At 52.7% G+C, this 22,413-nt stretch carries 23 protein-coding genes; 10 read left to right on the top strand and 13 right to left on the bottom strand.

Annotation, left to right across the window (positions count from 1 at the left end):
- Positions 1-12 precede the first annotated feature (12 nt).
- The 3 genes from ABDW36_RS24240 (at position 13) to ABDW36_RS24250 (ending at position 3,244) form a co-directional block, all read left to right on the top strand.
- A complete protein-coding gene (locus ABDW36_RS24240; RefSeq protein ID WP_343704527.1) occupies positions 13-1,005 on the top strand; it encodes a hypothetical protein in 993 nt (330 codons plus the stop codon).
- A gap of 34 nt (positions 1,006-1,039) precedes the next feature.
- On the top strand, positions 1,040-1,954 hold the full coding sequence (locus tag ABDW36_RS24245; RefSeq protein ID WP_343704528.1) for a helix-turn-helix transcriptional regulator: 915 nt from the start codon (positions 1,040-1,042) through the stop codon (positions 1,952-1,954).
- Positions 1,955-2,038: 84 nt separating this feature from the next.
- Positions 2,039-3,244 (top strand): MFS transporter, encoded by a 1,206-nt coding sequence (locus ABDW36_RS24250; protein WP_343704529.1) that lies wholly within the window; start codon positions 2,039-2,041, stop codon positions 3,242-3,244.
- Between the two features lie 8 nt (positions 3,245-3,252).
- On the opposite strand, the gene ABDW36_RS24255 is transcribed toward ABDW36_RS24250, so the two are convergent.
- The 3 genes from ABDW36_RS24255 to ABDW36_RS24265 form a co-directional block, all read right to left on the bottom strand.
- Positions 3,253-3,648 (bottom strand): hypothetical protein, encoded by a 396-nt coding sequence (locus ABDW36_RS24255; protein ID WP_343704530.1) that lies wholly within the window; start codon positions 3,646-3,648, stop codon positions 3,253-3,255.
- Positions 3,621-4,028: a hypothetical protein gene (locus tag ABDW36_RS24260; RefSeq protein WP_343704531.1), complete on the bottom strand. Its 408-nt coding sequence runs from the start codon at positions 4,026-4,028 to the stop codon at positions 3,621-3,623. Before ABDW36_RS24260 ends, ABDW36_RS24255 begins: the two co-directional genes overlap by 28 nt.
- A gap of 102 nt (positions 4,029-4,130) precedes the next feature.
- The gene (locus tag ABDW36_RS24265; RefSeq protein ID WP_343704532.1) at positions 4,131-5,351 is read right to left on the bottom strand and encodes a transglutaminase domain-containing protein; all 1,221 of its coding nucleotides are present in this window, start codon (positions 5,349-5,351) and stop codon (positions 4,131-4,133) included.
- 86 nt (positions 5,352-5,437) lie between these two features.
- On the opposite strand from ABDW36_RS24265, the gene ABDW36_RS24270 reads away from it, so the two are divergent.
- The 3 genes from ABDW36_RS24270 (at position 5,438) to ABDW36_RS24280 (ending at position 8,006) form a co-directional block, all read left to right on the top strand.
- Complete coding sequence (locus tag ABDW36_RS24270; protein ID WP_343704533.1) at positions 5,438-6,139, top strand: DUF2071 domain-containing protein; 702 nt, start codon at positions 5,438-5,440, stop codon at positions 6,137-6,139.
- Positions 6,140-6,220: 81 nt separating this feature from the next.
- Positions 6,221-6,691 carry an SRPBCC family protein gene (locus ABDW36_RS24275; protein WP_343704534.1) on the top strand — a complete coding sequence of 157 codons (471 nt, stop codon included), beginning with the start codon at positions 6,221-6,223 and terminating at the stop codon, positions 6,689-6,691.
- 184 nt (positions 6,692-6,875) lie between these two features.
- Positions 6,876-8,006, top strand: coding sequence for a serine hydrolase domain-containing protein (locus tag ABDW36_RS24280; RefSeq protein WP_343704535.1), 1,131 nt, complete (start codon positions 6,876-6,878; stop codon positions 8,004-8,006).
- A gap of 66 nt (positions 8,007-8,072) precedes the next feature.
- On the opposite strand, the gene ABDW36_RS24285 is transcribed toward ABDW36_RS24280, so the two are convergent.
- Both ABDW36_RS24285 and ABDW36_RS24290 read right to left on the bottom strand, forming a co-directional pair.
- The gene (locus ABDW36_RS24285) at positions 8,073-9,455 is read right to left on the bottom strand and encodes a HAMP domain-containing sensor histidine kinase (protein WP_343704536.1); all 1,383 of its coding nucleotides are present in this window, start codon (positions 9,453-9,455) and stop codon (positions 8,073-8,075) included.
- Positions 9,442-10,152 (bottom strand): response regulator transcription factor, encoded by a 711-nt coding sequence (locus tag ABDW36_RS24290; protein ID WP_343704537.1) that lies wholly within the window; start codon positions 10,150-10,152, stop codon positions 9,442-9,444. Before ABDW36_RS24290 ends, ABDW36_RS24285 begins: the two co-directional genes overlap by 14 nt.
- A gap of 190 nt (positions 10,153-10,342) precedes the next feature.
- On the opposite strand from ABDW36_RS24290, the gene ABDW36_RS24295 reads away from it, so the two are divergent.
- The 4 genes from ABDW36_RS24295 (at position 10,343) to ABDW36_RS24310 (ending at position 14,744) form a co-directional block, all read left to right on the top strand.
- Positions 10,343-10,828 (top strand): hypothetical protein, encoded by a 486-nt coding sequence (locus tag ABDW36_RS24295; protein WP_343704538.1) that lies wholly within the window; start codon positions 10,343-10,345, stop codon positions 10,826-10,828.
- Between the two features lie 19 nt (positions 10,829-10,847).
- Positions 10,848-11,768 (top strand): bestrophin family ion channel, encoded by a 921-nt coding sequence (locus tag ABDW36_RS24300; RefSeq protein ID WP_343704539.1) that lies wholly within the window; start codon positions 10,848-10,850, stop codon positions 11,766-11,768.
- A 244-nt stretch (positions 11,769-12,012) separates the two neighbouring features.
- The gene (locus ABDW36_RS24305; RefSeq protein ID WP_343704540.1) at positions 12,013-13,605 is read left to right on the top strand and encodes an ABC-F family ATP-binding cassette domain-containing protein; all 1,593 of its coding nucleotides are present in this window, start codon (positions 12,013-12,015) and stop codon (positions 13,603-13,605) included.
- 92 nt (positions 13,606-13,697) lie between these two features.
- On the top strand, positions 13,698-14,744 hold the full coding sequence (locus ABDW36_RS24310; protein ID WP_343704541.1) for a linear amide C-N hydrolase: 1,047 nt from the start codon (positions 13,698-13,700) through the stop codon (positions 14,742-14,744).
- A gap of 44 nt (positions 14,745-14,788) precedes the next feature.
- On the opposite strand, the gene ABDW36_RS24315 is transcribed toward ABDW36_RS24310, so the two are convergent.
- From ABDW36_RS24315 to ABDW36_RS24350, 8 genes are all read right to left on the bottom strand, one after another.
- Positions 14,789-15,160: a type II toxin-antitoxin system HicB family antitoxin gene (locus ABDW36_RS24315; protein WP_343704542.1), complete on the bottom strand. Its 372-nt coding sequence runs from the start codon at positions 15,158-15,160 to the stop codon at positions 14,789-14,791.
- On the bottom strand, positions 15,153-15,416 hold the full coding sequence (locus tag ABDW36_RS24320) for a type II toxin-antitoxin system HicA family toxin (RefSeq protein WP_343704543.1): 264 nt from the start codon (positions 15,414-15,416) through the stop codon (positions 15,153-15,155). Before ABDW36_RS24320 ends, ABDW36_RS24315 begins: the two co-directional genes overlap by 8 nt.
- Before the next feature lie 70 nt (positions 15,417-15,486).
- Entirely contained in the window at positions 15,487-15,984 is a 498-nt protein-coding gene (locus ABDW36_RS24325; RefSeq protein WP_343704544.1) for a MarR family transcriptional regulator, read from the bottom strand.
- Entirely contained in the window at positions 15,981-16,472 is a 492-nt protein-coding gene (locus tag ABDW36_RS24330; protein ID WP_343704545.1) for a GNAT family N-acetyltransferase, read from the bottom strand. Before ABDW36_RS24330 ends, ABDW36_RS24325 begins: the two co-directional genes overlap by 4 nt.
- Before the next feature lie 123 nt (positions 16,473-16,595).
- Positions 16,596-17,894: a Gfo/Idh/MocA family oxidoreductase gene (locus tag ABDW36_RS24335; protein WP_343704546.1), complete on the bottom strand. Its 1,299-nt coding sequence runs from the start codon at positions 17,892-17,894 to the stop codon at positions 16,596-16,598.
- Between the two features lie 31 nt (positions 17,895-17,925).
- The gene (locus tag ABDW36_RS24340) at positions 17,926-18,864 is read right to left on the bottom strand and encodes a glycerophosphodiester phosphodiesterase family protein (protein ID WP_343704547.1); all 939 of its coding nucleotides are present in this window, start codon (positions 18,862-18,864) and stop codon (positions 17,926-17,928) included.
- 10 nt (positions 18,865-18,874) lie between these two features.
- On the bottom strand, positions 18,875-20,248 hold the full coding sequence (locus tag ABDW36_RS24345) for an arylsulfatase (RefSeq protein ID WP_343704548.1): 1,374 nt from the start codon (positions 20,246-20,248) through the stop codon (positions 18,875-18,877).
- A 12-nt stretch (positions 20,249-20,260) separates the two neighbouring features.
- A complete protein-coding gene (locus ABDW36_RS24350) occupies positions 20,261-22,369 on the bottom strand; it encodes a hypothetical protein (RefSeq protein ID WP_343704549.1) in 2,109 nt (702 codons plus the stop codon).
- Positions 22,370-22,413: the final 44 nt, after the last annotated feature.

A 22,413-nucleotide genomic window follows, 5' to 3' on the forward strand; every position in this document is an offset into this window, starting at 1 on the left:
TCCCGTTTACTTATGTTTCCTTACAACCAGTCTATTTATGACCTGCTGTACCCGCGTGTTGACCCGTTCATGCTGAAAGGGTATTACGGCGGTGTGTTCAATGATATGCAGGATCAGTTCTATGCAGCTAGCTATGTGAATAAAGTGCTGGAAGATCAGGATCTTAACGATCTGAAACTATTTTTTGAGGGATATACTATTGTAAGTCAAATATCAGCAAATACACCAGAGGGCCTGCATTGGGCTTCCTTATCGCCGGAGGAACAATACGAGGCTGCTCAGATGGAACCAGACAGCAAGCGGGAATATAGCGGATATTCGGCTTCCTTTTACGGCGCCCTGTACCGGGGAGAATGGTATGTTCTCCCTTCCGTCTCCGTTTTTTGCGGCATGAATGAAGGGGATGTTATGCAACTCAACACACCTGAACATGTTTTTTCCCGGGATACTTACCGTTCCGTCAGCCAGACAACATGGGCCACAAACGCTGTAACGATGAGGGAATTTGCAGATGCACCGTGGTTGGTGGCACATCTCCTCCAACAAAAAAAGGAGCGAATCAATCATGCGTTCAGGCACTACTTCACGGCTACCACCCTGGCCCCTCTGGCGGCGCAGCTACGCCTCCGATACCCGGAAAAGTACGACGTGCTGGATGGCCTGTTCGGCGCAAGACACTTCACCAGTATTTTCCCTGAGCACAAGCAGTTTGTGTTGCTGGGTACCGCAGCCAGGGGCAGGCATGACACCGCGGGCACACTACGTTATCTGCTCTACCAGTGCAAGAGCGGGGAGGTATTTGAATGGACGTACTTTTCAAACCGGGCTGAGATCCGCGGTCATTATCCGGAGCTGGTAATAACCCAGCTGAAAACCATTTCGCCATGGGATGAGGTAGATTATCTCCACTCCTCCTGCACGCTTGACGATGACCGCTTCTGGGAACAATACGTATTCGCGAAGGAAAACGGAAAATACCGGTATTTAAAGAAACTGGAGCTTTGAGACCATTTCTTTGAATTTCTTAACTTTGCACCGTATGGACGCTCCGGAAACCTTACAGCAATATTACGAGATCACCCGCCGGCAGGTGCCGGAAGAACTGCAGCGCGCAGGCCATACCCGCCATTTTAACGTACTGCTGCGCAAGAACTGCATGCTCACCATGCCCTTCGGCCGCCGGGACTATTACAAGATCTGCCTCAGCCGCGGGCAGGCGGTGTTGTATACGGAGAAAGGAGAAGTAGCCGTAACCCGCCCTACCCTGTTCTTTTCCAACCCCGTCATCAAATTCGGCTGGCGCAATATTTCCCGCGATCAGGAAGGATATGTTTGCCTTTTCAATGAACTGTATGTGAGCGCGGAGCTCAAGCGGGAATTGAAAAAGCTGGGGCGGCTGTTTGAAAACGAGGTATACTCTCTCGTAACGCTCAGTGATGAAGAATACGACCTGTTCCATCAATACTTCAGGCTCATGGCAGAAGAATATGCCGGCCACTTTGAGTATAAAGACGAAGTGATACAAAGCCTCCTGAAACTGATCATCTTCACCGCCATGAAAATTCACCTCGCTTCCCACCCCTCCGCCAAAGCGGAACGGCAAGGCCAGCTGGTGGACCGCTTCCTGGACGCGCTTGATGCACAATTCCCTATAGACTCGCCCCGCAACCCCATCCGCATGAAAACGCCGGCAGATTTTGCAGACCATCTCAACATCCACGTAAACCATCTTAACCATACCATCAAATCCGCCACCGGCAAAACCACCAGCGAGCTGATTGCCGGTAAAAGGACCGCAGAAGCCATGGCCCTGCTGAAGAATACTGAATGGACCATAGCGGAAATAGGCGCCGGGCTGGGCTTCGACTATCCGCAGTATTTTAATGCCTTCTTCAAAAAACAAACCGGCAAAAGTCCGAAATCGTACCGCCTGACCTTGCTGGAAAATCTTTGATTTGTATAATAAATAGTTTGAATCGTTTATTTTTTGCCGAATACGGTTGGAATAATTTTGCGCCTGTAACCGATCATATGAGTCATGAGACGAATTAATGAACATAACAGGCGGATCAGCACCATCCTTTCGTTTATTCTAATACCCCTCTCCGGCCTGGCTACAGACGTATACCTGCCTTCCTTCCCTGATATGGCGGCAGCATTCAACACTACGGAAGCCGGTATTCAGCAAACAATGGTACTGTTCCTGGTGAGCTACGGCATTTCCCAGCTTTTTGTAGGCAGCATCATAGACAGCTTTGGCCGGTACCGGCTGAACTTGCTGGCGCTGTTCATCTTTACGGCCAGCAACTTTGTTATCATTGCTACAAAAGATATTCACGTAGTATACATGATGCGCGTTATACAGGGTATCTGTACGGCATTCATCATTGTAGGCAAGCGTGCATTGCTGGTAGACGTTTACACGGGCGAGCAGCGTAAACACTATACCAGCCTGCTGTCTATCATCTGGGCCACAGCCCCCATTGTGGCGCCCTTCCTGGGCGGTTTCCTGCAAAACAGCTTCGGCTGGACGGCCAACTTCTACCTGCTGGGTATCTACGGACTGGCAATGTTCCTGCTGGAATGGAGTTTTAGCGGGGAATCTCTCCACACTCCGCAGCCCTTCCAGCTGCCCGCAGTACTAAGGGTATACCGCCGTCTCATTTCCACGCCGGATTTTAGCGCCGGCGTGCTGGTACTGGGGGCCAGCTATTCTATGGTAATGGTATTTTCCATGGCCGCGCCTTTTATTGTGGAACATACCTTTCACCTCTCCGCCATTACCACCGGCTACTGTGCGCTGTTCTCCGGCCTGTCCCTGTTTGTTGGCGGCATATTCGGCAAATCTTTAAAAACCGGTTCCCTGTACAGCAAGCTGATAACGGCCGGCATTCTGCAGGCCGTGGTAATTGCTGTGATGTTCACCACTGGTCCATTTATTAACAGCCTGCCGGTAATGATGCTGTTTGTGGTGCTGATACATGGCATCGGGGGATTTGTATACAATGTATTCCTGACGTATTGCCTTACCCGCTTCCCGCAAAATGCCGGAGTAGCCAGCGGCATTACCAGCGGCGGCTCTTACCTGGTCACTTCCGCAGGTAGCTCCGGGGTGTTGGGAATTATCACCATATCCGGGCAACAGTCACTGGCCACCGGGTACTTTGTGTTCAGCCTGCTGATACTGGGTGTATTGCTGGCGGCGGGCTACCGGCTGAAAGCACCGGCGGGTGCGGGAGCGTAAGCCATTACCTAATCCCCGAGCTTTTGCTGCAGTGCGTTAATTTGCTGCTGCTGGACATTTAGCCGTTTTTCCTGCTGCTCGCTTTTTTTGTGCTGCTCAATAATGTACAGCGTCAACTCTTCCACTTTTTCAAGCAGTTTCCGGTTCATTTCCCCAAGGTCAATTCCCTGCACTGCCACTTCCGTTGCCGATGGCATGCCAGGCAGGCGTTTGTTTTGTTGAACATACTTTTCGAGGTCGGTCAATGCGGGGCGGTGATGTGCGTCATCAAACACATAATCTGGCCAGGTGTTAAAGGCCTTCACTTTTACCTTCGTAAAAATAGCATCACCGTTTACAGCCAGCCGGTAACCGTGCATTTGCGTAGTACTGATGCCTACATTGCCAGCGTGATCGATCCGCACTCTTTCTTCCCGCTGGTGGCCATAATAATGTTCTGATGCCGTTCATTTAAATTATCTGTATAACCAGACAGATCAATAAATGACTTGGTGTAGGTATTTGTACCTCCACCGGCGCTGAGCCTCAGAAAGCCATCGTCAGAATGATTATGCGCCCCAATACCGCGGAGCTCGCCGGTAAGTGTTCCTGAGGAGACTGGCGGCCGTACCGTCATATTATCAAGGCCGGAACCAAGTCCCACACTGCCATATACATCCAGCGTGTTATAAGATTGGGTCGTGTTGATCCGGACATTGCCGCTGGAAGGAAAATCGTTCTGGGCCAGGGTACGAAGGGCGGGTACGATCAAAAGGGTTACTAAAAAGAGGGGCTTTGTTTTCATGGTATTTTCAGGGGATGTTACGCCCTAAATATACAGCAGGATTTTGATTCTTCTCAATCAGCCCTTTTTGTAATGCAGCCCTACCGGCAATTTTAATCGCCCTCAGTTCAACGGGATACCAAACCAGGAATATTTTGTGAACATAGACCTGCGGCCGGCCTTTCCTTTGGAAAAGTACTTCTTCAGCCACTCCTGCTGCTCGTCAATACGCGCCGAGAGGTCTCCAATCTGTTTGTTGAATCCGGTAATAAGCGAGGCGGTATTGGCGTCGGGATTTTTGATCCGCGCCAGTTTCAGGGAAGCGTTTTTCAGCTCATCAGCAGATTCGTCCAGCATGGCCTGGATCTGGGGGTCGGTTTTTTCAGGTTTGAATTGTTTGTTGCGGTAATCTATGAACGTATTGAAGGAATTGACGGCGTTGTTGTAGTTCACTGACGCCGTGTTGTAAAGGTGCACCACCCGGTTCTGCATTTCTATATCAATGGCCCTGCGCATTTGTTGAAGGCGGTCAAACGCCAGTGAGTTCCTGACGCCGTTCCTTTCCATCCTGGACGCAGCCGCTGCGTAATAGTCTACCTCGTCTTGCTTTTCAAACACAGCGATAGAGTCAGCATAACTAAAGAACGGCCTGGACGTATTCTCCTCCGTTTTGCCTTCATAAAACTCAGCGGTTGTAACCGGGTAATGCAGCAGCTGCCACAGGTAGTCAAACGGCATATGGGATTTGACAAGCTGCCGGGGCGCCGCCAGGAAGTATTCGTTATTGATCTTTTTGACGAACTTTCCGCTGACAACATAGCCGGAGCCCCAGGTGGGGTCAAACAGGAACCAGGCAGTATCTACGTAAGCCGCGCACCATGCATGTGGAATGTAGTCCGTAAACCCGTTCTGCCTCGTATAACCCTCCACTACGAAGGCCCTGATGCCGGCCTTATTGCAGATATCGTTAAAGATAGCCGCATAGTTTTCACAAATGCCCTTCCTGGTTTTCAGCGACCGGGCAATCTTTTCCTCTCTTTTTTCATGAAAGTTGAGCGCAAACATGTTATCAAGATCGTATTGAAGGCTGGAAGCGGTCCAGATAAAGGCAGCCCTCACCTTGTCTACCGGCTTGGTGAAGCTGGCATTGATATAGGCCGCAATGCCGGCAGTGGTAGCCGTTGCCTCTTCCGGCACCTGCAGTGCCTTTGCGTCTATAGCGGCATACGCGTTTACGGGTTTGGCCGGTGCGGCGGTCTTTTGAGTACGGGCAGCGGGCCTTGACTGGGCAGCGGCGTTTAAAGACAGGCTTAAAATAACAATGAAAAGGTATAGCGGGCGCATGGGCAACTTTTGAGGCGTAAAGATAGTATATGCGGATGCTATTGCAAAGTTGGGGGAATGGCGGGATTTCGGGATATTTGACCCACATGAAAATTCCAGTCATACATGGGTTCATAGATCGTCGCATACTGGTAAACTTCACGGTAAATCCTGACGCCGTGCAGCCATTGCTGCCGCCGCCTTTCCGGCCCAAGCTTTTTAAAGGCAGGGCCATCGCGGGTGTTTGCCTTATCAGGCTGAGGGAAATAAAACCCAAGGGGTTCCCTGCCTTTATGGGTCTCTCTTCCGAAAACGGGGCTCACCGTATTGCCATAGAGTGGGAAGAGAACGGCGAAACAAAGGAAGGTGTTTATATACCACGCAGAGATACTTCCTCCAGGTGGAATGCCTGGGCGGGTGGACGCTTTTTCCCCGGGAAACACCATCTGGCGCAGTTTGAGGTACGGGAAGATGGAGATGACTATCATGTTGCCTTTAACAGTTCCGACCAGACCCATATTTCCATTACAGCCCGTACCAGTACTACTTTCCCGGCCGGTTCCGTTTTCAGCTCCCTGCAGGAAGCCTCAGACTTTTTCGAAAAAGGAGCAAATGGTTACTCTCCCAGCGGCCGGCAGCAACTGGATGGGCTTTGCTTACAGGTTTATCAATGGAAAGTGTCGCCACTACAGGTATTCCAGGTTACTTCCAGCTTCTTTGAAAATCGTTCGTTCTTTAGCGCAAACGATGTCTGCTTTGACCATGCACTGCTAATGAAAAACACAGAGCATGAATGGCGAAGCCTCTGAAAAAAACTTGCCCGGTAAATCACTTCCCTTTATTTTTGTAACCAAACGGTTTCATTACCAAACCTCAAAAACCGGCATATCATGGAAAACAACAATGCTTACGTAGAAGCGCAGATGCTCATCAGGAAACCCGCCGCAACGGTCTTTGAAGCATTTATAGACCCTGCCGTTACCCGCCATTTCTGGTTCACCAAAAGCAGCGGCAAGCTGGAAACAGGCAAAACCATTACCTGGGAATGGGAAATGTACAATGTATCTACCAAAGTGATGGTAAAAGAGATAATACCGGATACAAAAATCGCCGTAGACTGGGGTGACCCGTCTACCGCGGTTGATTTCAACTTCCAGCCCCTGCAGGACGGCAGCACGTATGTAGTTGTCCGTGAATACGGCTTCAAACAAACGGGAGACGATCTACTGGCCATAATCCGGGATTCTACCGGAGGCTTCACTACTGTGCTGGACGGCCTGAAGGCTTACCTGGAACACGGCATCGACCTGAACCTGATCGGGGACAAGTTTCCCAAAGAAGCGGTAAAGCATGGTAAATAAAGTTTTCAATTAAACCATCTGTTACAACATATAACAGGCTACCCCGGGTAATTACCCGGGGTTTGTTGTTTTACAACCGCCATCTGTAAATCCAAATATCTTTTCCGTTAATTCCCGTTTTCATCACACGCCGTGCCGCTGCAACTTTGCTGCATCAATTTTTTCACCCCAAAAAGAACATCAAATGAAAACGTTATTCAAATGTTGGCTGTTAGCCCTGGCTGTAGCAATAACGGCCTCCTCCTGCGTCAAAGACAAGGCGCCCATGCCCACCAAAGTATTCAATGTGGCAAAATTCAAAGCGCTCCTGAAAGACGGTATTATGAAAGCCAAAGCTACCCTGCCCAGGGGCTTCTCTTTCGTGATCAACCAGAACGGCCAGTGGGTGGACACCTGCTCATATGGCTATGGCTATATTAAAGGAGACCGGGTTAGCCCCATGCGGCCAGATCTGGAGGTCAACATTGCCAGCGTCACCAAGCCGCTCACAGCTATTGCCGTACTGCAGCTGCTGCAAAAGCAGAACGTGCACCTTGACAGCAGCATCGGCAAATACCTGCCGGTTTATTTTAAGGCTACGGCAGAAGTGAAGAACATCACCTTCCGCCAGCTGCTGGCCCACAAATCCGGCATTACCTCCGGTTCTCATGAGTACGTGGTGATGAAAGACATTGTGAAACAACCGCTGGCCAAGCCCTCCAAGGGCTATGCCTACGCCAACATGAACTACGCGCTGTTCCGCGTTATCATCCCCTATCTCATCAACCGGACCGCCGCCCTGCAGATTGAAGCATCCCTGGTGCCGGACGATACGGCATCCTTTGAACTGTTCATGGCGAAACAATACATCAAATACATGCAGGAAAATGTATTTACACCCATCGGTCTCAATGAAGTGCTTTGCAAACCCGGCCCCGTTACGGCCCATTACTTCAATGAAGGCCCTAAACTCAGCTATGTTGATTTTGGGGACTGGACGGAAGACTGCGCCGGAGGCGGCATACACCTCTCTACCATGGAAATGGCCAGGGTTATGGCATACCTGGTATATACGGAAAAACTGCTGAGCAATGCACAAAAGAAATTAATGGACGATGAGCTCCTGGGCTGGGACCAGGATGATTCCTGGATGACCATAGCCGGCCCGTCTTACGGCAAAGGCGGCCTGCTCTACTGGGATGACCGCGGCATGCAAACCCTGGTGGTGAAATATCCCAGCAAGGTAGAACTCGCGCTTACCGTCAATTCCTGGGACGGGTCAAGGCGTGAGCTCTCCCTTATTGCCAACAACGCCTATAACGATTCCTGGGAGTAGCCGCATAGTCTCTCCCCGCACATAAAGGGCTGACCAGCACGGTCAGCCCTTTGCATGCAGGCCCTGTCAGGTTTCCGGCTCACGGACGGCCGAGGGCAGCACTACTTTAATTTCCGTGCCCTGATTTACGTAACTGCTCACGGATATCTCTCCCTTGTGCATCCGGATGATGTTGTTGGTAAGCGGCAGGCCGATGCCGTAACCCTCAAACCGTTCTGTATTGGAGGCCCTGAAAAAAGGAGAAAAGATATATGGCAGGTCTTCGGGCGGAATGCCGATGCCATGATCTTTCACGATAATGATATTGCGTGTGTCTGTAGCTGCCAGGGCCATTGACACAGGCCGGTTGCTGGAATATTTTACAGCATTGCTCACAATATTGGCCAGCGCCAGCTCCAGCAGTTGCTGGTTGCCGTTGATACACATCTTCTCCTCTTCTTCGGGGAACAGGCTGTAATCTATTTCCACATGGTTGCCGGGCGTTATTTTGTCTATCATATGCTTCACGGCAAACAGCAGCTCGTCTGTACGCACAATGCCCCAATTCTGTTTTTTACCGTCAAAGCCGGTTTGCGCCAGGTGCAGCAGGCTTCGGGTGATCTGGTTGAGACGTTCCGCCTCCCGCAGCATGTTGCTGATGGCAGCCCGGTAGCTGGCGGGTTCCCGCTCTTTGCTGAGGGCCAGCTCTCCTTCGCCAATAATGGCGGTGAGCGGGGTACCCAGTTCATGCGAAGCATTGCTCACAAAATTGTTCTGTGTTTCAAAGGCGGTCTCCAGCCGGTCAAGCATATTATTGAAAGTAGCCGCCAGTTCGCTCACCTCGTCCTGCCCGCTGCCTGAGGCCACCCGCAAATGCAGGTTGCTGGAGCTGATATTCTTCACCTGCTCCATGATACGGTGTACGGGTTGCAGGATGTATTGGGAAAAGAACAGGCCTGCGCCTATGATAAGCGCGGCGCCAATAATGAAACAGAAACTGAGGATGCGGCGCAGCTCCGTCATGTACTGGCTACGGTATTCGTTCACGGCGGAAACGATCACCAGGTTTTTGCCTTGTGCATGGGGAATAACAAGACCACTGTAAAAACGCTCCCCGTTACGGAAGGTTGCTTTCCCTTCCTGCAATACGGACCCGTAAAACCGGGCCGGCAGCGCCAGGGCGGGCGGCGGCTGCACGGTATTGGTAGCGGAGTGTATGGGAAGGATGTACTCTTCTTCGGAAGGCAGCTTTTCCAGGTGATGGTCGCGGATGTAATTATAGACCACCGTATCTGTGCCCACTGGCGGATAAGCTGCGTTGGCAGCCATGTAAGCCCGTATTTCCAGGCGCTTGTAAAAGTCCCCGAAAGAATAGCGGTTGGCCAGGTAATACACAAAAAAACTCATCAGCAAAATGATGGTGGCGGTGAGCACCGAAAAGAGCAGCATGATCTTGTTACTGATTCTCATCTGTCAGCGTTTCCTTTAACATATACCCGTGGCCCACTATGGTGTGGATCAGCTCAGGCTCCTGGCCCTTGTTGATCTTCTTGCGCAGGTAGTTCACGTATACGTCCACCACCTTGGTGTTCATATTAAAATCTATGCCCCATACATGTTCCAGGATTTCCGCCCGTGACAGCACCTTGCGCGGGTTGCTGAGCAGGTACTCCAGCAGCCTGTATTCCGTGGCCGTGAGCATGAACACCCGGTTGTTGCGGCTGGCTTGCCGGGTGTCTGTATTCAGCTCCAGGTTGCCCAGGCGCAACAGCCTGGGTGCATTAACGGCCGGCAGCGGCATTGTTCCCCCCTGCCGCCGCATCAGCGAACGGATACGGGCCTCCAGCTCCTGGAATTTATAGGGTTTGGAAAGGTAATCGTCCGCCCCGCTGTCAAGCCCCATTACCACGTTGTCTGTAGTGCCCAGCGCGGTGAGCATCAGGATGGGCGTGCTGTTTTTCTCCGCCCGCAGTTGCCGGCACAGCTCTACGCCGTTCATTCCCGGCAGCATTACGTCCAGTATGATCAGCCCGAAGTCTGAGCCGCGGGCCATTTCAAGCCCCAGCAGCCCGTCCGGCGCCACGCTCACTTCATAGCCAGATTCCGCCAGTCCCCGCGAAATGACCGATACCACGGCCGGTTCATCTTCCACTAGTAATATTCTCATATCGTTACAAATCGCATTGATGCGTTCAAATATAACCCCTTGCTTCCGTAAAAAGCAGGCAACCGGTATTCTCTTACCGGATTTTAACCTCACTGCCACCGGATTTTTACCGTTTCAAAACAGCCTTCTAACCTGCCTGTTACCCCTTCCTTACCACGTGGCGCTAGTTTTGCCAAAAACAATTTGCATCATGAAAAACATACTTGTACCCACAGACCTCTCCATCCGCTCACTGAATTTTTTGCATAGCCTGGCTGAACGGCAGCAAACGCCGGCCAACATCATTTTAATGCATGCCCTCCGGTTGCCTGATTCTATTATGGACTTCTGGGCCTTTACCAGAACGGGCAGGCAGCATGCAGTGATAACAGACAATTTCAGGGAAGCCTGTGAGGTGATGCGGAACAGGTATGCCCAAACTTTCCTGTCTCTCGAAGTGGAATTTTTTTACGGCAGCACCTCTCCCGCCCTGCGTAACTTTCTCCAGGCGCATAACATCAACGAAATCGGCCTGCCGGAAAACTACCGCTATGAGTTGCCCTGCGAGAACAGTTATAACCCGGAGCCCCTTTTCCGCAAATGCAAAGTACCCGCGTTTGGCTTGCAGATCAGCCAGCACCGCAGGGTTGTAACCGCGCCATCCTCTATTTCCGAATTGCTGGGCGCTTATCATTGATCAACTTTAAACTACGGTTATGCTGCTAAAAAAAGGCATTCCTCTCCAATACATATTCGGCAAGATTAAATATGAGATACTGGTGGTGACAATCTACACACTGGTAATCAATATATTATACTATCAGTACGGCTTCAAGGAAATTTCCATTCCCTTGGGCGTACCTATGGTACTGGGCACTGTGCTGAGCCTGCTGCTGGCCTTCCGTTCCAACCAGGCGTATGACCGCTGGTGGGAGGCCCGCACCGTGTGGGGCGCTATTGTGAATGATTCCCGCACGTTGGTGAGGCAGCTGATGTCTTTGATGGATGCAGCAGAAGAATCGGATGAAACGCGGCATTTCCAGCTCCAGTTCGTTAAAAGGCAGATAGCATGGAATTACGCCCTTGGGCAATCGCTCCGGAGAAAAGATCCGTTGAAGGGGCTGGAAAGGCTGCTTTCACGCCGGGAAATGAATTACCTGGCCCGGTTTGACAACGTACCCGCCGGCATCCTGCACATGCACAGCCGGGACCTCAAGTACGCCCTGCGCCATGAATGGTTCAATGCCTACCAGCAGGTAGAGATAGATAAAACGCTCACCCGCCTCTGTGACGCCATGGGCAAATGTGAACGTATTAAAAACACCGTGTTCCCAGCTACTTACAGCTTGTACACCCATTTTGCCGTGATCTTTTTTATACTCCTGCTGCCCTTTGCGCTCATTGACTCGCTGGGCATGATGGAAGTACCGCTGGTAGCAGCCATATCCGCCTCCTTTCTGCTGATAGAAAAAATGGCCGTTAACCTGCAAGACCCTTTTGAGAACAAACCTACAGACACCCCCATGACCGCTATTGCGCGCCGTATAGAGCAAGACCTGCTCCAGATGCTGGACGATGTACCGCTCCCGGAACCGGAGCACGAGCCGGCACAAACCGAACAATTTTACGTACTATAAACCGGTTGCTTGGAAACAACCGGTTTTTTTGTACCTTTGCCCCATCATGAAGTTATAATCCACCCATACACAGCATCTCACAGATGCACCTTGCAAGCCGCTCCGGCTTCATCATCTTCATTTATCATTCTATTTACTGTACAAAACATCATTGTCATGAAAATTACATCCTGCCAACGGGCTGCCTGCTGTATTGCTTCCCGCCTGTGGAAGCTCATTCCTCATCGTTACACAAGAACATTCCATGCTTATCAACGCACAACATATCAGCTATCATACGCCCAACCGGGAACCGCTTTTCAGCCATATTAATTTCAGCCTCCAGAAAGGAGATAAAGCCGCTATTGTCGGGAACAACGGCGCCGGTAAAACCACCCTGCTGAAGATCATAGCGGGGCTGGAAAAAAACTATTCCGGCAACCTCCAGGTAGCCGGCCACCTGTATTACATTCCGCAGCACTATGGCCACTTCAATCACTTTACCGTGGCGGAAGCCCTGGGCATAGCGCCACTGCTGGAGGCGCTGCGCGCCGTGGAAGAAGGCGCCGTAGACCCGCACTATTATGACCTGCTGGAACATAACTGGGACATCACCGCCCGTTGTGAAGAAGCCTTTGCCAGATGGGGCCTGCAGGGAATTTCCCTGGAGCAGCCGCTGCAGCAGCTGAGCGGCGGCATGAAAACAAGACTGTTCCTCTCCGGCATCGATATTTTCAAACCCGCCGTTGTGTTGCTGGACGAGCCCACCAATCACCTTGACCGGCAGGCCCGCTCGCAGCTCTACGGGTGGATGGAAAACACCGCCTGCACGCTGCTGCTCACCAGCCACGACCGGCAGTTGCTCCGCCTCTGCAATCCCATCTGGGAGCTGAGTGCCAGCGGCGTCAAGGTATACGGTGGTAACTATGACCTGTATGCGGCGCAGAAAGACACAGAAACCGCCGCCATAGAGCACAAGCTGGCGCATCATGAAAAAACGCTCAAGGAAGCCCGCCAGAAGCAGCAGCAGGCCCTGGAAAGAAAGCAGCATGCAGATGCCCAGGCGCGCAAGCGGTACGCTGGGTCAAGCGAGCCTAAAGGTTTTCTGAACGGCCGCCGCAACGCCGCGGAAGCCAGCACGTCAAAGCTTAAACAGGTACATGCAGATAAAGTAAGCGAGCTGCGCGCAGACCTGGAAGAAGTGGCCGCCATGGCACAGGTGCAGCGCATCATGAAGGGATATTTCGGCGCCTCTACCCTGCCCGCCAGCAAAGTATTGATACAGGCCACCGGCGTCAATCATGCTTTTAACAATGACCAGTGGCTGTGGCCGGAACCTCTTACGCTCACCATCCGCAGCGGCAGCAGGCTGGCCATTTCGGGGAATAACGGCAGCGGTAAAACCACCTTGCTGAACATATTGCAACGCCGGGTGGAACCCGGCCAGGGCGGCGTTACGGCGGCAGACTGCCGGGCGCTGTTGCTGGACCAGGACTACAGCCTCATTGACCGGCAGAAAACCGTGCTGCAGCAAACCGAAAGCTTTAACGAAGCCCGGCTGGAAGCCGCCAGGGTGCATACATTGCTGGCAGGTTTCCTGTTTGGCCCGGCGGACTGGGAGAAACCCTGCGCTGTGCTCAGCGGCGGCGAAATGTTGCGCCTGGCCTTATGCTGCATGGTGTTGCAGCACAAAGCACCGGATATTATTTTCCTGGACGAGCCTACCAATAACCTCGACCTGGCTAATATTGACATGCTGGGGAAAGTATTTGCGAGCTACCGCGGTGCGCTGGTGATCATCTCTCACGATGCCGGTTTTCTGCAGGATGCGGGGATTACAGAAGAATTGCATTTGTAAAAAAGAAGCCGCTGCGTGACAAAAACCGCAGCGGCGCTTTTTTTTCCCGAACACTTCTGCCTCCGGTGTGTTATACTGGTAAAATAACTGCTATGAACCTATTGCTCAAGACCACGCTGGCGTCTCTGATCGCTCTCTCCCTTGCCCCTGCGCAAACTGCCACCGCCTGCACCAGGGTGGTATACAAAGGCCTGAATCATCTTATTCTTACTGCCCGCTCTATGGACTGGAAAGAAGATCTCAAGACCAACCTCTGGATATTTCCGCGGGGCATGGCGCGGACGGGAGAAACCGGCCCCCAGACCATCAAATGGACATCGAAGTACGGCAGCGTAATAGCGTCTGCGTATGAAATTTCCAGTACAGACGGTATGAATGAAAAAGGGCTCGTGGCCAACCTGCTGTGGCTGGCGGAATCCCAATACCCGGCATGGGACCACCAGAAACCGGGGCTCGCTATTTCGGCCTGGGTACAATATGTGTTGGATAATTTTGCCACCGTAAAGGAAGCGGTAGACGTCCTTCAGCAGGAAAAATTTGTGATAGTAACAGACAAGGTGCCCGGACAGGACCGGGAAGCCACCCTGCATCTGTCTATTTCCGACCCCACCGGTGATAACGCCGTTTTTGAGTACGTTAACGGCAAGCTGGTCATACATCATGACACGGCCTACAATGTAATGACCAATTCCCCTGTATTTGAGAAGCAACTGGCATTGAATGAATACTGGAAAGAAATTGGCGGCACGGTAATGCTTCCGGGCACCAACCGGGCGGCAGACAGGTTTGCAAGAGCGTCTTTCTATAGCAATGCCGTTCCTAAAACAGACAATACCCGTGTAGCGGTAGCCTGCGCTTTCAGCGTGATCCGCAACTGCTCTGTACCACTGGGCATTTCAACACCTGATCAGCCAAATATTTCCTCTACACTCTGGCGGACGGTATCAGACCACAAAAACCTGGTTTATTATTTTGAATCTACACTCACGCCCAACGTATTCTGGGTAGATTTCAAAGACGTCAATTTTAACGCAGGGGCACCGGTAAAAAAACTGGGGCTTACCAAGGGAGAAGTATATGCGGGCAACGCCGTGAAGTCTTTTATAGCCACGCAGCCCTTCAGGTTTTTGGGCATTTAAGACAAAACAATACGCGGCGGCAGCATATTTTTGCTGCCACCCCGCTAGGCATTCACCTGCAACTCCCTGTTCATTTCGATTTTATGCGAAAGCGCAAAGTCAATGGCCTTTTTGACAAAATCGTTTAATGAAACATTGTTGATTGCAGCAAACATAGCGGCTTCCTTGTGCAGGTCTGTAGGAATACGCACATTGAAAGAGCCCTTATAAGTTTTTCCTGGCTCCTTGCCAAGCTGACGGCAGGTTTCAATATAATCTTCCACTGCTTCACGGAAAGATTTTTTCAGCTCCTTCACTGAAGAGCCTTCAAAGCTTACCAGATCATCTATGCCCAGCACCTTGCCAAAAAACACATCGTCTTCTGCGCTATAGTGAACGGAAGCCCGGTATTCTTTGTATTGTAACACGTCATTCATATTTTAAGTGACCTTTTTCTCTTAAATGTGCAATTACCTGCTTGATGACATACTCCTTGATGGTATTCTCAGGGTGAGGCTTATGCAACACAATTACATTCCTGTATATGTCTGCAAACTTCCGCCTCGACCCGCCTGTTTTCCCGTTCCTGAGCTCTGTATATCCATACATCATCAGCAACCTCACCATCTCGTTCCATGTAAAATCCCGGGGGAACGATAACATCCGGGTTAGTAGTTTTTCTTGCCTGCTCATATGTTTACGAGTTTGTTTTCTTTCGATAACATTCTCCATATGAATAACTGGCATTGCAACTAAATTTCAGTTACAAACTTACACCATCCTTTCCGGCATTCCAAATATTTTTTGCGCCCTCCAAAAAAGATCGCTCCTTCAACTTCGCCTCTACTTCCTCAACAGCGCGCAGCAGGTTGTTGGGCGTATTGGTAATCTCCGCCAGCGAAAGGGCCATCACATGCCATACGGGCCTCATTTTCTCCACCAGCTCCCTACCCTTCGGCGTGAGCGCTATGAGGCGCTTCCTTTCATCCGCCTTGTCTTTCCTGGAACGTATCAGTTTGATCTTCTCCAGCTCTTTCAGCAAACTGATGGTGGAGGGATGGGTATAGCCGATCTCTTCGGCTATCTCCACTACGCTCAGCAAAGGTTTGGACGTGAGGGTCCAGATCACGGGAAACCATTTGGGCTCAAAATCAATACCGCAGGCCTGGTAGATGAGCTGCCCGTCTTTACGCAACTGGTCGCTGAGGCGCTGCAGCCTTGTGGAAATGGCCAATATGCCGGCCTCGTCTATAATATTCATGCTGCAGCCAGGTGAAGGTGAAAGAATAGCGTGTCTACATGCACCAGCGGGAAGTACGGCGGCAGCGCAGCTTTGGCGATCCTCGTAAAACCGTTCCTTTCATAAAAGCGGTGGGCGGCCTTCAATACTTCTACCGTGCCCAGGTAAATGTCTGTAATGCCTTGCCGGCGGCAATAGTCCAGCAGGGTTTCCAGCAGTTGCTGCGCCACCGCCAGCTCTTTGCCGCGGTACTCCTTCTTCACGAACATTTTGCGGATAGCGCCGGCGTGGTGGCCGATGTTGATCAGGGCTATAGTACCGATCAGCTCCCCGTCTTTGAACGCGCCCCAGAACTGGCCGCCCCCCTGCTGGTAAAAACCTTCGATGCTCAGCAGGTCAGGCTGGTCCTGAAGGGTTACGGGAATATTATGCTCCACCTGCTGGATAGGCAATATCAGGTTTACCACCTGACCGGAATAAGTGTTGTTGAGCGTTTGTATATTAATCATGGTCTCCAAAATATGTACAAATATACGTAGTTGACTACATATCTTCAAAACCAGGTAAAATGCAACCGGCCGGAAGGACTGGTCCCCTCCGGCCGGATTCTTAAAGCAATCTGTAAAGTTCCGTCAAACCGCCCACTCCTTCTTCATTTTCCTTGACAGCAGCCCGTTGGCGGCATCGTTCTTCTCGAAGCGCTCCTTTTTAGGGTCCCAGCGCAACGGCGTACCCAGCTCAAAGGCAATATTGGCCAGGTTGCCTACAGTGGCGCTGCGGTGGCCGGTTTCCGCATCGGCTATGGGCTTGCTGCGTTTTTTGATGGCCTGCAGGAAGTCTGCGTGATGATTATCGCTATGGTAAACACGTTTGGAGAGGTTGCCGTTCAATTGCGTGATGAGGCCCTCCGGCTGCGTTACCAGCTTGCCTCTTTGCACTTCAATAGTGCCTGCGGTACCATTGAACTGGATAGCGTGTTTTTTACCGAAGTCTTCATGCGTCATGATCACCCCGTTGGCATAGCGCATGGTGAGGTGCTGCACGTCGTTGCCGTTGGGCGGGGTAATCTCCACCGGACCGCTCTGGTCCATGTCAAGCGCCCATTGCACTATATCAAACATATGCGCGCCCCAGTCTGTGATATCTCCGCCGCCAAGACCTTTGAAATCCCTCCAGCGGCCCCAGATGCTGTCTCCAATAACGGGGTTCAGCTGGTGATTATAATGCACATAATCATTCGGCCCCAGCCAGAGGTCCCAGTCCAGGTCAGCGGGTACTGTTTCTTCCGGCAGGTTGTACGGCACCGGGGGGCCGCCTATGCTTACTTTGATGTTTTTGATATCACCAATCAGCCCGTTCCTCACCAGCTCCGCTGTTTGCCTGAATTCCGGCCGGGAACGCTGCATGCTGCCGGTTTGCAACACACGCTTGTGTTTGCTGACGGCGTTTACCATGGCGCGGCCCTCGGCAATGGTGAGTGACAATGGTTTTTCACAGTAAATATCCTTTTTTGCCGCGGCGGCCCTTACTACCATGGCGGCATGCCAGTGGTCGGGTGTGGCAACCACCACGGCATCTATGTCTTTACGGTCCAGCAGCTCCGTAAAGTGATGAAAGGGCGTACAGGCTTTGTAGGCCGCCTGGCCGGACTTGGCCGTGTAATAAGCATCCACCTGCTTACAGAAATGGGCGGCTTTGGAATCATATACATCACACACCGCCACAATCTTCGCCTGTTCCTGCGGCAGAAAAGACTTTTGCAGGGAAAGCCCCTGCCGCCCGGCGCCAATAAAACCCAGGCTCACCTGGTCACTGGGAGCGGTATAACCCCGGCCTCCCAGTACGTGCCGGGGCAGTATCATAAACGCGGAAAGCGCCGCGGCATTGCTGACAAACTGCCGGCGGCTGATGGTATTCTTGCTGTTTTTCATAATAGCTTAAGATAGATATTTTTTTTCGCCGTTAATAGCGGAAAAACTTTGACTTGGAAGAGGCCGCGGTTTGCAATGGCTTGAGCGCTGCGCCGCTTTCAATGCTCAGGTCTGCCTCTATAACGTCTGCCCCGTAACTGATAAGGCTGAGATATCCTTTCTCCAGGGCCTCCGCGGTTATTTTGCCGCTCGTGAACTGCCGGTCGTAATTCCGGGAGCTGCCCAGTATGCACATGGAGCCGCGCTGATGCACTTCCCGGAAAATGGCGGAGTCTGGCGACAGCTCATGGCTTACAAAACCGATGATGTTTTCCCAGGGCACGCCGCTTTCGTCCAGCTGCTTCACATGCGCCATTTTGCCGGTCATTACCTCCATTACAATATCACTGCTCACCTGGTAGCATTTTTTGATATCGTCAATGGAATAGGCTATCACAATGGCATTGGCCTGCGCGCCGTGCTCCAGTACCTTTTTGGCGCGTGCTTCAACAGGTACGTCCTTCGCGTCTATCACCAGCACCGTTTTCCCCTTCGCCCATTCCAGCGCTTCATCCAGCGTGGGAATAGTGTAATCGGTGAGATGGCCTTCCGTGTCTTTCAACCGCAGCTGCCGGAGTTCTGCCAGCGTATGGTCAGATACTTTACCCTGGCCGTTGGTGGTTCGGTCAAGCGTGGGGTCGTGCATCAGTACGATGTGCCCGTCTTTTGTGTAACGCGGGTCTATTTCCAGCATGGCAGGGTTATGCGCCAGGGTATTTTCAAAGGTAGGGATGCAGTTCTCTGGAAACCCTTTCCTGGGGCCGCCACGGTGGGCGCAGATGAAGGGCAGCCGGTCTGGCGTGTATTTCAGGAAGGCTTTTAGTGCCTGCGCGCTGCCGGTTTGAATGGTATGCAGGCGCGGCGCCGCCGGCCGCTGAAAAGCACAGGCAGCTGCAGCTATAAAAAATAGAACGAGGATCTTGATTTTCATTACTGACGAATTAAGGTTTATACGGAAAATACGGCGCGTCTGCCCGCGTTGAAGCGGCCATCCACGCCTTCATCTTTTGTACCACTGCCGGGTTGGCCGCGGCCACGTTATTTTTTTCACCGGCATCGGCAGCCAGGTCATACAACTCCATCTCCCCTTCCTTCCCGGCAGGCGTGTTTTTGATCACGGCCTTCCAGTTGCCGGAGCGGATGGCCCGCGCATCCAGCCAGTTGCGTGGCTCCGTGGCGCCGGGTTTGTTCCAGTTGTAGTTGTAGACGTAAAATTCCCAATACAGGTAGTCATGCGCAGCCGGCTGTCCTGTACCGGTAAGCAAAGGGTAAAGCGAGATGCCGTCTGTACCTGCCGGCGCCGCTACGTTTGCCACCTTGCATAAGGTAGGTAGTATATCCCACGCGGCAGCCAGATGGCCGGTGGTCTGGCCGGGCTTTATCATGCCTGGCCAATATGCAATGAGGGGGGCGCGGATGCCGCCTTCGTACAAGGTGGTTTTATGCCCGCGGAAGCTGCCGTTGCTGTGAAAGAATTTTGCAAAGCCGGGGTTGGCCCCGTTATCGCTGGTGAAGAGCACGAGGGTATTTTTATCCAGCCCTTTTTGCTGCAGCTGCTGCATGATGCGGCCTATGTCTGCGTCCAGCAGGGAGATCATGGCGGCGTAGTTCCGGAATTGCTCCGGCCAGTCTTTCCCGGCGTACTGCGAATTATCCGGGATTACATGTTTGCCATGCGGGATGGTGTAAGGCAGGTAAAGAAAAAAAGGCTGCGCGGGCTTGCTTTCTGCCAGGAACTGCATGGTTTTTTCCACGAAGAGGTGATGGCTGTAAGCTTCCTGCCGGCCGTTCCCGTTTTGCGGCAGCATCACCTTTTTCCCGTTCTCATACAGGAAAGGCGGGAAATAGTTATGCGCCTGTATCTGGTCAAGGTAGCCGTAGCTGTAATCAAAACCCTGCGTGTCAGGGCCCTGGCCTTCGCCGCCCAGTCCCCACTTGCCGATGAGGCCGGTGCGGTAACCGGCTTGTTGCAGCAGCTCTGCTATAGTCACCTTGTTTCCCGGCATAGCGGGGTCTTCCTGCCTGTCAGTCAGGAAGTTGCCCCGTATGGCGGTATGGCCGGTATGCCTGCCGGTCAGCAGCGCCTCGCGCGAGGGCGCACAAACAGTGCTGCCGGCATAGTAACCGGTAAAGCGCATCCCGTTCTTTGCCAATGCGTCTATATGCGGTGTTTGTATCTGCTGCTGGCCGTAGCAGCCCAGGTCTCCGTAGCCCATATCGTCTGCCATGATGAGTATGATGTTAGGCTTTGGCGGGCGCTGCGGTTTGCCGGGTATGCCCGCGGCCAGCAACGTAAAAAGAATAAGTATGCGCATGATATATCTGATCTATGGTTGTCCGTACATTACTCCACGGCCGCCGGTACCTACGTACACGCGCCCGAATACCTGCCTGTCTCCCGCCAGCCCTTTCACGCCGGCCGGGAATTTCTCCGTGCCGTTATCTATCTGGTCCCAGCTGGCGCCCAGGTCTGTAGAGCGGTACATCCCTTTGATGCCTGACACGGTGCCGTAGCAGAACAGCGTGGGCGTGCTGCTGCCGGAAGGCGGAGCGCCCCATGCAAAAGCGGTGGTGGTAGTGAGCGCGGTTACCTTGGTGAAGGTGGTGCCGCCGTTGGTGGTTTTATAAAGCCCGTTATTATCCAGGCTTACCCACACCTCTCCGTTGGTGCCTGGCCGTGCCGCTACAAACAGGTAAGAGTTCTTGTTGGGAATGGCCGTGGCATTTTTCTGTACCCAGGTGGCGCCTCCGTCTGTAGAGGCATAGAGGTAGCCGGTCTTATAAATATAAAACGTATTCCCGTCTACACAATCCGCCGCCAGCGAAAAGTCTTTGCTCCACACGTCTATAGCGTTCACCGCGCCGGTGGGGGCGCCGGTGGCGGCAGACCAGGAATTGCCGCGGTTGGTGCTGTAGTACACCGCTCCCGTGCTGCCGCCGGCTATGTACACCATTTTATCGGGATTGGTAGCGGAAATGGCAATACGGCCCAGCTTAACGCCGGAGGGCAAGGTGCGGACAGTCCAGGAAGTGCCGCTGTTGCTGGAAGTGGCGAGAATGGTGCCCGTACCGTCATTGCCGGAAGCGCCCAGGATGGCAATGTTGGCAGGCGTGCTCTCGCAATAGGCAATGCTGAACCCTTCGTTGATGTTATAGAGGCGCGCGGTCGGGTACGCCGTTACATCATCATGCCGGAAGCCGAACACGTCTGCAAGGCCGGAATAGAGGGAAACGCCTCCGGGAGGCGCGGTCAGCGTCAGCACCACGGTTTCCTCATCTCCCTTGATGCGGGTGGTCCATGCTACAGAACCTGCGGCCCATGCGTTGGAAGTGAACCATACGCCGAACCAGTCTGTGTAATACAGGTCGCCATGATGCAGCGGGTCAAAGGCCAGGGCCGAGGTGGCGCTGGAGAACCAGCTGTTGGGCCACCAGGGAGCTTCCAGCGTTTTGGTGATGGGCAGGGCGGCAGTATTCATCTGCTGCCAGGTGGCGCCGCCGTCTGAAGAGCGGTAGAGCGGGTTGTTGAAAGTGGAATAGCGCTGGCACACGGCTATTTTCTGGTAATCATAGGCTTCTACCGCCAGGCCGCAATAGTTTTTATTGGCGCCGCCGGCGGGGGTAATATCACTCCAGGCGCTGCCGTTCCATACGCTTACACCGGTGGTATGCGCTACGTAAAGTTTGCCGCCCACTACCACCATGCGGTTAGGTGAGGCAGGCGCGCCGCTCATGGCGGAGAAGGTCGTACCGCCGTCTGTGCTGCGGTAAATGCCGGTACCTGGTATACCTGCATATACAATGGCAGAGCGGCCGCTGGTGCTGGTAGAAGGGTCTACGGCCACGCTGCGCACGCCTTTGGTGCCGTTGGGCACGGAGGTGATCTTGGTCCAGGTGCTGCCGGTGTTCGTGCTGCGGTACAATCCATCTGTTCGTGTGCCGGCATACACTACGGTGCTGGTGAGCGAGTCTACCGCCAGGCATTCCCCGGCCCAGCGCAGATCTCCGTTACCATCGTAAGTGGTGGAGAATACCTTGCTCCAGTTAACGCCACGGTCGTCTGAGCGGTACACGCCATCGTTCAGGGCCAGGTACACCCTGTCTGGCGAATTGGCATCCAGGGCCATGCCGTCTACCCGGATGGTGCTGATGCCGTCCAGCATGGGTATCCAGCGCTGGTTGGTGCCGTCCCATTTGTAAGCGCCGCCCACGTCTGTACGCACGTACATGCGGTTGCCTTGAGTAGGGTGAATGGCTATGCCGGTTACATAGCCGCCGCCGCCAATGGCTACATTGCTCCAGTTGTAAGGTACTGAAGAAGCAATGGTAGCGCTGCCCGTGCCGGAGCGTTCACCGTTCAGCACGCTCTTTTCGAGTTTGCTGCTCATTTTTTTGCAGGCAATACCCTGCCCTATTGCAATGCTGATTGCAAGCATTATGAAAGTGTTTTTCATAACTAAATTTTGGAGGTTATTTAAAT

It is taken from the genome of Chitinophaga sp., assembly GCF_039596455.1.
Lineage (GTDB): Bacteria > Bacteroidota > Bacteroidia > Chitinophagales > Chitinophagaceae > Chitinophaga.

What these genes read in the sequence shown, in the direction of transcription:
- ABDW36_RS24320 (WP_343704543.1), bottom strand. Translation starts at nt 15,416, where the DNA reads ATGAGCAGGCAAGAAAAACTACTAACCCGGATGTTATCGTTCCCCCGG.
- ABDW36_RS24315 (WP_343704542.1), bottom strand. Translation starts at nt 15,160, where the DNA reads ATGAATGACGTGTTACAATACAAAGAATACCGGGCTTCCGTTCACTAT.
- ABDW36_RS24260 (WP_343704531.1), bottom strand. Translation starts at nt 4,028, where the DNA reads ATGAAAACAAAGCCCCTCTTTTTAGTAACCCTTTTGATCGTACCCGCC.
- ABDW36_RS24290 (WP_343704537.1), bottom strand. Translation starts at nt 10,152, where the DNA reads ATGAGAATATTACTAGTGGAAGATGAACCGGCCGTGGTATCGGTCATT.
- ABDW36_RS24285 (WP_343704536.1), bottom strand. Translation starts at nt 9,455, where the DNA reads ATGAGAATCAGTAACAAGATCATGCTGCTCTTTTCGGTGCTCACCGCC.
- ABDW36_RS24340 (WP_343704547.1), bottom strand. Translation starts at nt 18,864, where the DNA reads ATGAAAATCAAGATCCTCGTTCTATTTTTTATAGCTGCAGCTGCCTGT.
- ABDW36_RS24295 (WP_343704538.1), top strand. Translation starts at nt 10,343, where the DNA reads ATGAAAAACATACTTGTACCCACAGACCTCTCCATCCGCTCACTGAAT.
- ABDW36_RS24305 (WP_343704540.1), top strand. Translation starts at nt 12,013, where the DNA reads ATGCTTATCAACGCACAACATATCAGCTATCATACGCCCAACCGGGAA.
- ABDW36_RS24265 (WP_343704532.1), bottom strand. Translation starts at nt 5,351, where the DNA reads ATGCGCCCGCTATACCTTTTCATTGTTATTTTAAGCCTGTCTTTAAAC.
- ABDW36_RS24250 (WP_343704529.1), top strand. Translation starts at nt 2,039, where the DNA reads ATGAGACGAATTAATGAACATAACAGGCGGATCAGCACCATCCTTTCG.
- ABDW36_RS24325 (WP_343704544.1), bottom strand. Translation starts at nt 15,984, where the DNA reads ATGAATATTATAGACGAGGCCGGCATATTGGCCATTTCCACAAGGCTG.
- ABDW36_RS24350 (WP_343704549.1), bottom strand. Translation starts at nt 22,369, where the DNA reads ATGCTTGCAATCAGCATTGCAATAGGGCAGGGTATTGCCTGCAAAAAA.
- ABDW36_RS24245 (WP_343704528.1), top strand. Translation starts at nt 1,040, where the DNA reads ATGGACGCTCCGGAAACCTTACAGCAATATTACGAGATCACCCGCCGG.
- ABDW36_RS24310 (WP_343704541.1), top strand. Translation starts at nt 13,698, where the DNA reads ATGAACCTATTGCTCAAGACCACGCTGGCGTCTCTGATCGCTCTCTCC.
- ABDW36_RS24335 (WP_343704546.1), bottom strand. Translation starts at nt 17,894, where the DNA reads ATGAAAAACAGCAAGAATACCATCAGCCGCCGGCAGTTTGTCAGCAAT.
- ABDW36_RS24275 (WP_343704534.1), top strand. Translation starts at nt 6,221, where the DNA reads ATGGAAAACAACAATGCTTACGTAGAAGCGCAGATGCTCATCAGGAAA.
- ABDW36_RS24330 (WP_343704545.1), bottom strand. Translation starts at nt 16,472, where the DNA reads ATGATTAATATACAAACGCTCAACAACACTTATTCCGGTCAGGTGGTA.
- ABDW36_RS24280 (WP_343704535.1), top strand. Translation starts at nt 6,876, where the DNA reads ATGAAAACGTTATTCAAATGTTGGCTGTTAGCCCTGGCTGTAGCAATA.
- ABDW36_RS24345 (WP_343704548.1), bottom strand. Translation starts at nt 20,248, where the DNA reads ATGCGCATACTTATTCTTTTTACGTTGCTGGCCGCGGGCATACCCGGC.
- ABDW36_RS24270 (WP_343704533.1), top strand. Translation starts at nt 5,438, where the DNA reads ATGAAAATTCCAGTCATACATGGGTTCATAGATCGTCGCATACTGGTA.
- ABDW36_RS24300 (WP_343704539.1), top strand. Translation starts at nt 10,848, where the DNA reads ATGCTGCTAAAAAAAGGCATTCCTCTCCAATACATATTCGGCAAGATT.
- ABDW36_RS24240 (WP_343704527.1), top strand. Translation starts at nt 13, where the DNA reads ATGTTTCCTTACAACCAGTCTATTTATGACCTGCTGTACCCGCGTGTT.